General features: G+C 70.5%; 12 protein-coding genes and 1 pseudogene. 3 read left to right on the forward strand and 10 right to left on the reverse strand.

Annotated features, from left to right (window positions below; genetic code table 11):
* Nucleotides 1-113: 113 nt before the first annotated feature.
* Nucleotides 114-677 (reverse strand): annotated as a pseudogene (locus tag EER30_RS08720) (NADH-quinone oxidoreductase subunit J family protein); the annotation flags it as partial.
* Nucleotides 674-1273 carry a NuoI/complex I 23 kDa subunit family protein gene (locus EER30_RS08725; RefSeq protein WP_127499822.1) on the reverse strand — a complete coding sequence of 200 codons (600 nt, stop codon included), beginning with the start codon at nt 1271-1273 and terminating at the stop codon, nt 674-676. The pseudogene EER30_RS08720 and the gene EER30_RS08725, both read right to left, overlap by 4 nt.
* A gap of 104 nt (nt 1274-1377) precedes the next feature.
* Here EER30_RS08725 and EER30_RS08730 point away from each other — a divergent pair, with 104 nt between their 5' ends.
* Complete coding sequence (locus EER30_RS08730; protein WP_127499823.1) at nt 1378-1953, forward strand: Uma2 family endonuclease; 576 nt, start codon at nt 1378-1380, stop codon at nt 1951-1953.
* 28 nt (nt 1954-1981) lie between these two features.
* Here the strand turns inward: EER30_RS08730 and EER30_RS08735 are convergent, their stop codons facing one another.
* The 6 genes from EER30_RS08735 to EER30_RS08760 form a co-directional block, all read right to left on the reverse strand.
* Nucleotides 1982-2941: a complex I subunit 1/NuoH family protein gene (locus EER30_RS08735; protein ID WP_127499824.1), complete on the reverse strand. Its 960-nt coding sequence runs from the start codon at nt 2939-2941 to the stop codon at nt 1982-1984.
* Nucleotides 2941-3639 carry an NADH-quinone oxidoreductase subunit C gene (locus EER30_RS08740; RefSeq protein WP_127499825.1) on the reverse strand — a complete coding sequence of 233 codons (699 nt, stop codon included), beginning with the start codon at nt 3637-3639 and terminating at the stop codon, nt 2941-2943. Before EER30_RS08740 ends, EER30_RS08735 begins: the two co-directional genes overlap by 1 nt.
* 28 nt (nt 3640-3667) lie before the next feature.
* Nucleotides 3668-4969 (reverse strand): DUF2252 domain-containing protein, encoded by a 1302-nt coding sequence (locus EER30_RS08745; protein WP_127499826.1) that lies wholly within the window; start codon nt 4967-4969, stop codon nt 3668-3670.
* Nucleotides 4970-4979: 10 nt separating this feature from the next.
* Complete coding sequence (locus tag EER30_RS08750) at nt 4980-5537, reverse strand: NADH-quinone oxidoreductase subunit B (RefSeq protein ID WP_205650143.1); 558 nt, start codon at nt 5535-5537, stop codon at nt 4980-4982.
* Nucleotides 5538-5546: 9 nt separating this feature from the next.
* Complete coding sequence (locus EER30_RS08755; protein WP_127499827.1) at nt 5547-6998, reverse strand: pyridoxal phosphate-dependent decarboxylase family protein; 1452 nt, start codon at nt 6996-6998, stop codon at nt 5547-5549.
* A gap of 72 nt (nt 6999-7070) precedes the next feature.
* On the reverse strand, nt 7071-8399 hold the full coding sequence (locus EER30_RS08760; RefSeq protein WP_127499828.1) for an MFS transporter: 1329 nt from the start codon (nt 8397-8399) through the stop codon (nt 7071-7073).
* Nucleotides 8400-8448: 49 nt separating this feature from the next.
* On the opposite strand from EER30_RS08760, the gene EER30_RS08765 reads away from it, so the two are divergent.
* Entirely contained in the window at nt 8449-9840 is a 1392-nt protein-coding gene (locus tag EER30_RS08765) for a gamma-glutamyltransferase (protein ID WP_127499829.1), read from the forward strand.
* A gap of 12 nt (nt 9841-9852) precedes the next feature.
* Here EER30_RS08765 and EER30_RS08770 read toward each other — a convergent pair whose 3' ends face one another.
* Nucleotides 9853-10776, reverse strand: a complete 924-nt coding sequence (locus EER30_RS08770) for an NAD-dependent epimerase/dehydratase family protein (RefSeq protein ID WP_127499830.1) — start codon at nt 10774-10776, stop codon at nt 9853-9855.
* A gap of 102 nt (nt 10777-10878) precedes the next feature.
* Here EER30_RS08770 and EER30_RS08775 point away from each other — a divergent pair, with 102 nt between their 5' ends.
* Nucleotides 10879-11559 (forward strand): TetR/AcrR family transcriptional regulator, encoded by a 681-nt coding sequence (locus EER30_RS08775; RefSeq protein WP_127499831.1) that lies wholly within the window; start codon nt 10879-10881, stop codon nt 11557-11559.
* Here EER30_RS08775 and EER30_RS08780 read toward each other — a convergent pair whose 3' ends face one another.
* On the reverse strand, nt 11560-11862 hold the full coding sequence (locus tag EER30_RS08780; RefSeq protein ID WP_127499832.1) for an MGMT family protein: 303 nt from the start codon (nt 11860-11862) through the stop codon (nt 11560-11562). It abuts the gene before it with no gap.
* Between the last annotated feature and the right edge of the window lie 2 nt (nt 11863-11864).

The following is an 11864-nucleotide window of genomic DNA, read 5'->3' on the forward strand; positions in this document are numbered from 1 at the left end:
TCGACCACGTCGAGTTCGGCCTGCTCCGCTCTTTCGGCTGCGGCTCGCTGGTCGCGGACCCGTTGCTGGGCGGCGGCCTGGCGTTCGGCGATGCGCTGCAGGCGGGCGACCACCTCCTCGGACTCGTCGACCGGGCCGGGCGGGGGTCCCTCGGGTTCGGGGCCGGCGTTGGGGTCGGGGCGGGCGCCGATGTCGGGGCGGGAGAGCACGATCGCGCCGACCAGGGCGGCCAGCAGCAGGATCGAGAGGACCTCGAAGGGCAGCACCCAGGCGCCGAAGATCTGCTCGCCGACGCGGCGGCCGGTGCCGGGCGGGGGCAGCTCGAACTCGGTCCAGCGGAAGGCGTCGACCAGCAGGACGGTCAGGCCGAGGCCGACCCCGCCGCCGATGAGGGCGGCGGGAAGGGCGGGACGGTCGAGGTCTTTCGAGGGGCCGATCGGGGCGCGGGTCAGCATGACGGCGAAGAGCATCAGCACGACGACGGCGCCGACGTAGACAAGGATCTGCACCCAGGCGACCAGCTCGGCGCCGAGGACCAGGTAGAGGCCCGCGATCGCGCCCAGGCTGACGACCAGGTAGAAGCCGGCGCGGACCAGGTGGGTGCTGGTGACGACGAAGACGCCGGAGCCGACCGCGATCGCGCCGAGAGCCAGCATCAGCGCGTCCGCAACCGTCACCGCTCCTGCTCCGGGTTCGCGGCGGGGGGACGTACGGCTGCCCTGGCGGTCTTGGCGGCGGTGGCGGCGCCCGGACCTGCCGCTTTGCGCGCTGCCGTGGCCTCTTCCTTGGAAGGCTCGCCGAGCACGTCGTGGGCCGGGGGCGGCGGAACGGTCCGCATCCAGTCGCCCAGCCGGTTCTTGTCGTGCAGCAGGTCGAGGACGTCGGTCTCGGCGTACTCGAACTCGGGCGTCCAGTGCAGCGCGTCGAACGGGCAGACCTCGATGCAGATCCCGCAGTACATGCACAGCGAGAAGTCGATGTCGAAGCGGTCGAGCACGTTGCGCTGCCGCGCCCGCGCCGCGCCGGGGACGACGACCTCTTCCTTGTGCGAGTCGATGTAGATGCACCAGTCGGGGCACTCGCGGGCGCAGAGCATGCAGACCGTGCAGTTCTCCTCGAGGAGCGCGATCACGCCGCGGCTGCGGGGCGGGAGCTCGGGCTCGACATCGGGGTACTGCTGGGTGGTCGACCGCTGGGTCATCGTCTTGAGCGTGACGGCGAGCCCTTGGACCAGGCCCTTGCCGGGCGTGCTGCGCTCCCCGTCGTCACTCACAAACGCATATCCTGCCCCGTCGCCCCATTTGATGCGAGCACACCCCCATCAGATCTTCCGGTAGATTGGGGAAAGTACGAGAGCCGGCGCCCGGGAGGCTCCTCATGACCGCTGCAATGAGCGACATGCCCCCGAAGGACGACTGGACCTCAGACGATCTTGATCGGTTCCCGGAGGACGGCATCCGTCGCGAGATCTTTGATGGAGTTCTCCACGTGACCCCCTCCCCGTCCTCGGTACACCAATCGCTTGCGCTCCTCCTGGGCGCAGCCCTCATGCACGGCTGCCCGGACGAATTCTTCGTCAGCCAGGCCAACGACGTGGTGGTGGACCCTAGCCGCCGCTTCGCTCCTGACCTGCTGGTGGTGAATTTCGAAGCCGCCAAGTCGAGGTCCCACAAGTTCGCGGCAGCGGACGTCGTGCTCGCGGCCGAAATCGTCTCGTCCAGCACCACGGGCATAGACCGAGTCTCCAAACCGACTTTCTATGCCCAGGCCGGCATCCAGTTCTTCTGGCTGATCGAAACCATCGACGGGCTCTCCGTGAGTGTCTTCGAGCTCGACCCCGTTGATAAGCACTACGAGCAGATCGGCATTTTCACCAGCGACGACACGATCAGCCTGGACCGGCCGTGGCCGATCGAGATTCCGCTGAGCACGATCCGCCCTCGCAACCTCTGACGCGGTCATCGACCCCCGCTCGCTCTGATCAGATGAGCAGCTTGACGACCGCGGTCAGGACGAGTTGGCCCAGAGCCAGCGGCACGAGGATCAGCCAGCAGAGGCGTTGGAGCTGGTCCTCGCGCAGGCGGGGGTAGGTCACGCGGAACCAGATGATGACGAACGAGACCGCGAAGATCTTGACGAGGGTCCAGAGCCAGCCGAGCTGGTCGGCGAAGGGTCCGTGCCAGCCGCCCAGGAACAGCACGGTGGTCAGGGCGGCGATGACGACGATGCCGACGTACTCGGCGAGCAGGAAGAACGCGAAGCGCAGGCCGGTGTATTCGGTCATGTAGCCGAAGACCAGCTCGGAGTCGGCGATCGGCATGTCGAACGGGGGGCGGCGGATCTCGGCCAGGCCGGCGACGAAGAAGACGATCGCGGCGGGGGCCTGCCAGAGCAGCCACCACGGGTTCCAGGCCTCGACGATGCCGGGCAGGCTGAGCGTGCCGGCCGCCATCGCCACGCTGGCCGCGGAAAGCACCAGCGGCAGCTCGTAGCCGAGGAGCTGGGCCGCGCCGCGCAGGCCGCCCAGCAGGCTGTACTTGTTCGCGGAGGCCCAGGCGGACATCAGGACGGCCAGGACACCGATGCCGAGGACGGCGAGCACGAAGAACAGGCCGACGTCGAGCGCCTGGGCGACGAGACCGTTCGGGCCGAGCGGGATGACGAGAAGGATCAGCAGGTACGGGAAGAGGGCGACGATCGGGGCCAGCCGGAAGACGCCCCGGTCGGCCGCGCCGGGGGTGACGTCCTCCTTCTGGACGAATTTCACGCCGTCGGCGACGAGCTGGGCCCAACCGTGGAAGGCACCCGCGTACATGGGGCCAAGGCGGCCCTGCATGTGCGCCATGACCTTGTGTTCCGCCTGCCCGACGACGAGCGGGAGCACGAGGAAGGCGACCACGACGGCGACCACCCGGATGACGAGATCGAGCCAGACCGGCATCAGACGTCGTCCCCGGCGGGCGGCTGCTCGGTGCGAGGCGGTGCGGTGCGGCGGGGCGGGCGGGCCGGGCGCGCCGGGGCCGGCTCGGCCTGGCCCGCTTTCGGGCCCCACTCGTTCGGGTCGGGGACGCCGGGCGGGCGCATGGGGGCGCGTTTCGCCGTGCCGGCCTCGGACTCGCCGGGCTCCTTGGCGCCGGGCCACGCCTTGGCCACGCGTGAGGCCAGCACGAACTCTTTGCGCAGCGGATGCCCCTCGAAGCCGGGCGGCAGCAGCAGCGGGCGCAGGTCGGCGTGCCGGGCGAAGGTGATGCCGAACATCTCGTACGTCTCCCGCTCGTGCCACGCGGCACCGGGGAAAAGCTCGATCACCGACTCGACGACCGGGTCTTCCCGGGGTACGAGCGTGCGCAGCAGCAGGGCGTGACGGCGGCGGGTGGAGTAGAGGTGGGCGACGACCCGGAAGCCTTCCTCCTGCTCGTCGACGGCCGAGAGCCAGTCGAAGAAGTCGCAGCCGAGGGCGCCGTTGTGCTTGGCCGTGCCCACGGTTTCCCACCAGCGGGCGACCGGGACGTCGACCACGGCCCGCGTGTGGCCGGGGCCGCCGCCGGAGAGGCCGGCGACGATCTCGCCCGGAGGCGCGTCCGGGGAGTCGTCCGTCAGGAGCGCGACCAGGCGCTCGCCGACCTCTTCAGGCGTCATGGGGTCATCCTATGATCCGGCCGGCGTCTCAGAGGCCGGGCAGGCGGCCGTTGCGGAAGACGTCGACGAAGTCCTGATGGTCCTCGCGGGCCTGGTCGCCGTAGCGGTGGGCGAACTCGACCAGGTGTCGTACGAAGCCGGCCTCGTCTTTGTCGACGGCGGCGACAATCGCTTCTTCGGTGGAGAAGTCGACGAGGTCGTGACTGGACTCGTCGTCGGCCACCGAGTGCATGCGGGCCACGGCGCGGCCCAGGTCGGCGATGACCCCGGTCAGCTCGCCGGGCTCGTTGACGTCGGACCAGTCGAGGTCGGACGCGTAGGGCGAGACCTCGGCGACGAGCTGGCCGACACCGTCCAGAGTGGTGTAACCGACCCAGGGGTCGGCGTGGGCCTGGAGCGCGTGCTGGGACTCGGCCGTGCGGTGGCCCTGATGCTGGAAGTAGGACCGGACCCGCTCGTCGTCGATCCAGCGCGCGACCGCCGGGACCTGCGCCTGCTTCATGTAGATGATCACGTCGTTCTCGAGGGCCTGGGTGTGGCCCTCGAGAAGCAGGTTGTAGGAGGGCAGGCCGGCCGAGCCGATACCCACGCCCTTGCGCAGCTTGATGTCTTTGATGGTGGTGGACACCGGACGGCTCGCGGCGGGGAGCGTCGGCAGGTAGCGGTCGAACGCCTCTCGCACCCGCGCGGCGGCGGCCTCGTCGACCTCGAAGACGCCGTCGGCCAGGGCGAACCGGCGCTCGTAGTCGTCGATGACGGTCTGCGACGACAGCAGGTCGATGCGGGTGTTGAGCCGCGCCTCCTGCAGCACGCGCCGCAGCACGCCGTCGGCGTTGTCGAGGGTGATCGAGCCGATCGCGTCGTCACCGCCGTGGGCGATCGCACGCAGTTCGGTCAGGTAGGAGCGGGCGAACCCGGTGACCAGCGCCGTGATGTCGTCGTCGGAGAGGGCCTTCTGATAGCCGATGAGCGCGAGGCTCGCCGCGAACCGCTTGAGGTCCCAGGAGAACGGCCCGACGTAGGCCTCGTCGAAGTCGTTGACGTTGAAGACCAACTGGCCGGACGAATTCATGTAGGTGCCGAAGTTCTCGGCGTGCAGGTCGCCGTGGATCCACACGCGGCTCGTCTGCTCGTCGAGGAAGCTCGAGTCGGCGTAGCCCGAGGACAGGTCGGCGTAGAAGAGTGAGGCGCTGCCGCGGTAGAAGGCGAACGGCGAAGCGGCCATCTTGCGGAACTTGCGGCGGAAGGCGGCCGGGTCGACGGCGATCAGCTCGCCGAACTCCCTGCTCAGGACGTCGATGATGAAGTCCGCGCGTGACTCGTCGGTCATGTTGCGGACCTTAGTCGCCGGATGCCACCGGCGGGGTCACGATCGGGGCAGTCAACGCTGCCGCGCCGCGTTCCGCCGCCAGCGGGTCGGGCCGGGAGACGCCGCCGGGGCCGGACTGCTCGGCGGCGATCTTCTCCTGCAGGCGCAGGATGCCGTGCAGCAGCGCCTCGGGCCGCGGCGGGCAGCCGGGGACGTAGACGTCGACCGGGATGATCTGGTCGACGCCCTTGGTCACCGAGTAGGAATCCCAGTAGGGGCCGCCGCAGTTGGCGCAGGAGCCGAACGAGATCACGTATTTCGGCTCGGGCATCTGGTCGTAGAGCCGCTTGATGGCGGGCGCCATCTTGTCGGTCACGGTGCCCGAGACGACCATCAGGTCGGCTTGGCGCGGACCGTGCGCGAACGGGATGACGCCCATGCGCATGAAGTCGTGCCGGCTCATGCTCGACGCGATGAACTCGATCGCGCAGCACGCGAGGCCGAAGTTGAACACCCAAAGGGAATAACGCCGCCCCCAGTTCAGCACGAACCGGATGGGTTCCCCGAGCACTCCTGGCAGACCGGCCACGACGTCAACCTACTCCGTGACCCGGGACGGACGTTGCAGCAGGCTGAGGAAGCCCGTCAGCAGCGCCTCGCGCAGGGCGGGCGGCGCGACGTTGAGCAACGAGTTGACCGCCGCCATGCGCGTGAAGTCGCCGCCGCCCAGGCCCAGCCCCTCGGCCAGGCCGCCGATCAGCTCGGGGGTGACCATCTCGGGGGTGAGCTGCGCGGCCGCTTCGAGCAGCGGGGCGGGCAGGTCGGCCGGGCCGGCGGCGCGGGCGGCGGCCACGGCGGCCGCGAGGTCGGGGGCGAACTCGGTGGCGGTCGGGGCGACCGAGGCGGTCACGGTCAGGTGGATGGTGGCGGGCAGCTCGGCGAAGGCCATCTGGGGCTGGGTGTGCCAGCCACGCGCCGCGAGCTCGTCGGCGAGGACGAACAGGTCGACACCATCGGACTCGGCCGAGGCCAGGCAGACGACGCTCGTCTCGGGCGGGGCGAAGAGGCGCACGCCGTCGGTGGCGGTCACCGCCTCGGCCAGCACGGACACGGCTTCGCGGGTGCGGGCGGCGAGGTCGAGATAGCCCGCGTCGCCGATGTGGCGCAGGGTGGCCACGGCGGCAGCGATGGGGCCACCGGAGCGGGTGGACGAGATGACCGGGTTGATCATCGTGTAGCCGGGCCAGCCGGCGTAGGCGAAGTATTGCGGCAGGCGCAACGCCTCGTCGCGGTGCAGCAGGATCGAGACGCCCTTGGGCGCGTAGGCGTATTTGTGCAGGTCGACCGAGATGCTGGTGACGCCGGGAACAGCGAAGTCGAAGGCGGGCAGGTCGGCGCCGAGACGGCGTAGATAGGGCAGGACCCAGCCGCCGAAGCACGCGTCGACGTGGAACCGGACGCCCCGCTCGGCCGCAATCGCCGCGATCTCGGCGATCGGGTCGACCACGCCGTGGGCGTAGGACGGCGCGGAGGCGGCGACCAGCACGGTGTCGGGGCCGATCGCGGCGGCCATGGCTGACGGGTCGGCGCGCAGGTCGGGGCCGACGGGCACGACGTCGAGGGCGACGCGCAGGTAGTGGGCGGCCTTGGCGAAGGCGGCGTGGGCCGTGGAGGGAATCACGAGGCGCGGGGTGGCCAGGTCGGGACGGGAATCGCGGGCGGCCTTGACCGCGAGGATCAGCGACTCGGTGCCGCCGCTGGTGACGCTGCCGACCGTCTCGTCGTTGCCGCCGAGCAGCCGGGCCGCGGCGCCGACCAGGGCGTTTTCCATCGCAAGCAGCGACGGGAAAGCGGTCGGATCGAGGCCGTTGACGTGGGCGGAGATCGCATAGGCCGCGCGGGCCAGCTCGTCGAGCCCATCGAGCGCGGGGTCGTAGACATAGGCGAACAGCCGGCCGCCGTGGGTCGGCAGGTCAGCGGATCGCAGATCGGTCAGCTCGCTGAGGATCTGGTCACCCGGTAGGCCCTTCTCGGGCAGTGCCTCGAACATGCGCAGAAACTATCCGATGCATCGGCTCGTGGGACCCGACGAAGGTACTGGGTCGGGGCCGTACCGAGGTCGCTATCGGATGACGTCCCGATAGGCGCGTAATAGAACGACCGCGGCGCCGACCAGCACGGCCGGCAACACGGTGAACCCGAGCAGCACGCCGAGCCGGGCGGTGTCGTCCTGCGTGGCGGCGTCGCCGGTCGACGACGAGACATAGCCGAAGAGCTGGAGGATCAATGCATACAGTCCGGGGCCGAGTGCCAGCCCGAGCGTCTCCCCCGCCGTCCACAGACCGGTGAAGACGCCGGCCTGGCGACGGCCGGTGCGCGCGGTGTCGTAGGCGATGCAGTCCGGCAGCATCGCCATCGCGAAGACCTGCTGGCCGGCGTAGCCGACACCGATCACCGCCACGATCAGATAGACGGCGATCGGGGGCAGGGCCGGCGCGGTCAGCAGGGCCAGGGCGCCGGCGGCGAAGAGCAGCGAGCCGGCGGCCAGTGAGGTGGGCTTGCCGACCCGGTGGCCGACCCGGCTCCACAGCGGCATGACCAGCAGCGCGGGCCCGACGAAGGCCGCGAAGAGGAAGGTGGCGCCCGAGTCGCGTTCGACGACGTGTTCGGCGAAGTACTGCACGCCCGCGAGCATCGTGCCGATGCCGACCGCCTGAACGATCCAGAGGAGGAGCAGTGCACGGAAGGGACGGTTCGCCCACGCGACCCGCAGTTGCGTCCGCAGGTCGGGCTCGACCGCCTCCACCGAGCGGGAGTCGGCCGACCGCGTGCCGAAGTAGACGCCGAGGGTGCCGGCCACGATGAGCACGCCGACGAAGACGCCGGCCCACCGGTGCCCGGCGATGCCACCGCCGGTCTGATCGACGACGAGCGGGGCGACCGCGCCCGAGACGAGGATGGCGAGCGCCAGCACGGCGACGCGCCAGGTCATCAGGCGGGTGCGTTCCGTGTAGCCGTCGGTGAGCTCGGCCGGCATCGCGACGTAGGGCACTTGGAAGAAGGCGTACGCGGTGGCGGCGGCGAGGAAGGCGAGGGCCACATAAGCGCCCGCGCCGGCGCCGCTGTGCACCGGGCCGGCGAAGATCGCGGCGAAGAGCACCGCGAGCAGCAGGCCCGCGACGAGCAGGAAGGGCCGCCGGTCGCCGCGGCGGTCGGAGATCCGACCGGCGACCGGATTGACGAGCACGTCCCACGCTTTGGGCAGCAACACGAGGAGGCCGGCAACACCGGCCGCCACACCTAACGTATCGGTCAGATAGGGCAGGAGGAGCAAACCCGGCACGGTGCCGAAGGCGCCCGTGACCAGCGAACCCAGTGAATATCCTGCCAAAACACGACGTGGCAGGGCGGCCGCCGGCCGTACGTCGGGAGTGGGATCAGCGGTCGTCATGAACGCGGATGGTAACCATGATCACCGTATCGAGCCTAGGCTTCGCCAAATGAAAAAGGTTGCGGCCGGGGTCGCCGCCAGCCACCCGGCCACGGCCGGGGCCGGGTTGCGCATTCTCCGGGACGGGGGAACCGCGGCGGACGCCGCCGTAGCGGCGGTGCTGGCCTGCTGCGCCGCCGAGACGATCTACACCGGACTGGGTGGCGGCGGGTTCGCGACATACTTCGACGCGGCCACCGGCGAGGTCACGTGCCTCGACTTCTTCGTCGCGGTCCCGGGCACCGACGGCGATCTCGAGGCCGGCCCGATGGTCGCGGTCGACGTCTTCTTCGGCGGCATGCCCCAGGTCTACTCGATCGGCGGGGCCAGCGTCGCCGTGCCCGGCGTGCCGGCCGGCTGCGGCGAGGTGCATCGACGCTGGGGGCGGCTGCCGTGGGCCGAGGTCGTGGCGCCGGCGATCGCGCTGGCCACCGACGGCGTCCCGGTGCCGGCCGCGCACGCGCAGACCCTCGACTCCTGCGCGCCCGCGCTCGCCTGGGGCGAGGGCGCCGAGATCTACACGCCCAACGGCCGGCGTCTGCAGGGCGGCGACCGGCTGTTCCATCCGGGGCTCGGAACGGCCATGTCGACCCTGGCCGAGGCGGGGCCCGAGATCTTCTACACGGGCGAGTTCGCGGCCGTCATGGTCGACACCGTTCGGGCCGCGGGTGGTTCGCTCGGGCCGCGCGATCTGGCCGACTACCGGGTGCTCGAGACGGTCGTCGACCACGCGACGCTGGCCGGGCACCGGGTGATGGCCCGCCACGACCTCAACCGCACGGTCGACACGATCGCGGGCCTGCCGGCCGACCTGTCCCGCCCCGGCCGGGCGGTCAGCGTCGCCAAGGCGCTGCGTGATCAGGGACGGCAGAAGATCGGCGACACCACCAACGTCTCGGTGGTCGACGCCGACGGCAACGCCTGCGTGATCACGACGACGCTCGGGCTGGGTTCGGGAGTGTGGCTGCCCGGCCTCGGCATCAACCTCAACTCGATGCTGGGCGAGGGCGAACTGCTCACCGACGACCTGGAGCCGGGCCGGCGGATGTCGTCGAACATGTGCCCGCTCGTCGTGATCGACCCGGACGGGGCGCTGGCCGTGGCGGCGGGCTCGGCGGGGGCCAGCAGGATCCGTACGGCGCTGATCGACACGCTGCTGGGGGTTCTGGTCGACGGGGCCGACATGACCGAGGCGATCGGCCGGCCGCGCTTCCACGTCGTCGACGACACCGTGCACGTCGAGCCGAACTATCCGCGCGACGAACTGAGCGCCCTGATGGCGGCGGGCTGGCAGATCAAACAGTGGCCGGGGCTCAACCACTACTTCGGCGGCGTCACCGCGGTCGGCCAGGCCGGCGCCGCGGGCGATCCCCGCCGCGCCGGCGTCGGCCTGCTGCTCTGACGTCACACCCGCTCACATGCGGCGGGCGGCGATGGCGGCGGCGTCCTCGGCCGTCTCGCGGATGCCCACCTCGACAGGGCTGGGCGCGAGGCCGAAGGTGCGTTCGGTGAGCGAGCTGTCGAGGTGGAACGGCGCGTAGAACTGGTAGTCCATCTCGGCCAGCTCACGGGACATGGGGTGCACCAGCCCGGCCGTACGCATCACGAAGCGGGGCAGGCTGCGGATCTTCATCTTCGGCTTGCCGAGCAGGTCGCAGTAACGGTCGGCGAGTGAGCGGATCGTGATCGCGGGCGCGGTCGGCGCGTGCCATGCCCGGCCCCAGGCCCGCTCGTCGTGGGCCAGGGCGATCATCGTGCGGGCCATGTCGCCGGTGTAGGTGAAACTGTGCGGCAGGTCGACGTTCCCCGGGGCGTAGGCGGTGCGCCCGGCGTCGAGCGCGGGCAGCAGCACCGACGAGAAGACACCGATCGCGCCCGCGCCCAGGTAATCGGAGCCGCGCACCTCGACCGTCCGCACCCCGCTGGCCAGCGCGTCCCGCCACATCTTGATGCGCACCCTGCCCTTGCGGCCGACGGCGGCGAGCGGGCTGTTCTCGGTCATGTGCCCGCCGGGCTGCGGCCCGTAGACGTACAGATTCCCGGTGATCACGTAGACCGCGCCGGACGCCTTCGCCGCACTGATCATGGAGTCGTTGAGCGGGAACCAGAGCTTCTCCCACTCGGTGTAGCGGGGATTCGCGCAGTTGTAGATCGTCTCCGCGCCCGCCGTCAGCGCGGTCAGCCGGGACGCGTCGGAGGCGTCGGCCGCCACCCGCTCGATCAGCGGGTGCGACGGGCCGGAGCCGCTGCGGGTGATCATGCGGACCGGAGAGCCCTGGTCACCGAGGAGACGAGCGATCGAGGAACCGATCGGGCCGGAGCCGACGACGACATGCATTGCTGTTCTCCTTTGTGAGCACCGCTCTCTTATAAGAACAACGATTACACGAACAGGAAGACAAAGCAAGAGCAGTGCTCTCGTTGTGGCACACTGGTCTCCATGAGCGCGTCAGGAGTGCGAGCCCGCGTCCGGGCCGAGATGACCGAAGAGATCAAGACGGTGGCTCGCCGGCACCTGGCCACCGACGGCGCGAACCTGTCGCTGCGCGCGGTCGCCCGTGACCTGGGCATGGCCTCGTCCGCCGTCTACCGCTACTTCGCGAGCCGCGACGAGCTGCTGACCGCGCTGATCATCGACGCCTACAACGCGGTCGGAGAAAAGGCCGAGCAGGCGGCCGAGGGCATCACCGACCCGCTCGACCGTTTCCTGCGACTGGCCCACGCCGTACGGGACTGGGCGCTCGACGATCCGCACCAGTGGGCGCTGATCTACGGCAGTCCGGTGCCCGGCTATCAGGCGCCACAGGACACCATCGGGCCCGCGACGCGGGTGCTCCTGCTGATCGCGGGCCTGATCAGGGACGCGTACGTGGCCGGAAAGATCGCGGAGCGGGAGCCGATCAGCGGGCGATTCGCCGAGGAACTGGCCGTGGTCGCCGAGCAGTACACGCCGGGCGCGCCTCCGCGGCTGGTCGGCGCGGGCATTTCGGCCTTCGTCCACCTCGGCGGGGCCATCAGCGCCGAGCTCTTCGGCCAGCTCAACCACTCGGTCGACGAGGACCGGCGCGGCTTCTTCGAGTTTCAGATGCGCGGGGCGGCGTACCTCATCGGTCTGAGCTGATCAGGGCAGCCAGGCTGCTCGGGCCATGTCCACGTGATCGCCCTTCAGGGGAACGCCCTCGGAGAGCAGGCGCTGACGGGCCTCCTGCTCGTGGCCGGGTGGCATGCGTCCGGAACTGTTCACCACGCGGTGCCACGGCACGCCGCCGCCGTGCCGGGCCATGATCGAGCCGACCAGGCGCGCGGAGTTGCGGTCCGAGCCCTCGGCCAGGGCGTCGGCGATCGCTCCGTAGGACATCACGCGGCCCTCGGGGATGCGCTCAACGAGTGAAAGCACCTCTTCGACGTACTCCTGCGGGGTCACTC

It is taken from the genome of Actinoplanes solisilvae, assembly GCF_003999975.1.
Classification (GTDB): Bacteria; Actinomycetota; Actinomycetes; order Mycobacteriales; family Micromonosporaceae; genus Actinoplanes; species Actinoplanes solisilvae.

Bases quoted from the DNA above. Each gene is read 5' to 3' on its own strand.
- EER30_RS08730 (WP_127499823.1), top strand. From the start codon at position 1,378: ATGACCGCTGCAATGAGCGACATGCCCCCGAAGGACGACTGGACCTCA.
- EER30_RS08735 (WP_127499824.1), bottom strand. From the start codon at position 2,941: ATGCCGGTCTGGCTCGATCTCGTCATCCGGGTGGTCGCCGTCGTGGTC.
- EER30_RS08740 (WP_127499825.1), bottom strand. From the start codon at position 3,639: ATGACGCCTGAAGAGGTCGGCGAGCGCCTGGTCGCGCTCCTGACGGAC.
- EER30_RS08745 (WP_127499826.1), bottom strand. From the start codon at position 4,969: ATGACCGACGAGTCACGCGCGGACTTCATCATCGACGTCCTGAGCAGG.
- EER30_RS08755 (WP_127499827.1), bottom strand. From the start codon at position 6,998: ATGTTCGAGGCACTGCCCGAGAAGGGCCTACCGGGTGACCAGATCCTC.
- EER30_RS08760 (WP_127499828.1), bottom strand. From the start codon at position 8,399: ATGACGACCGCTGATCCCACTCCCGACGTACGGCCGGCGGCCGCCCTG.
- EER30_RS08765 (WP_127499829.1), top strand. From the start codon at position 8,449: ATGAAAAAGGTTGCGGCCGGGGTCGCCGCCAGCCACCCGGCCACGGCC.
- EER30_RS08770 (WP_127499830.1), bottom strand. From the start codon at position 10,776: ATGCATGTCGTCGTCGGCTCCGGCCCGATCGGTTCCTCGATCGCTCGT.
- EER30_RS08775 (WP_127499831.1), top strand. From the start codon at position 10,879: ATGAGCGCGTCAGGAGTGCGAGCCCGCGTCCGGGCCGAGATGACCGAA.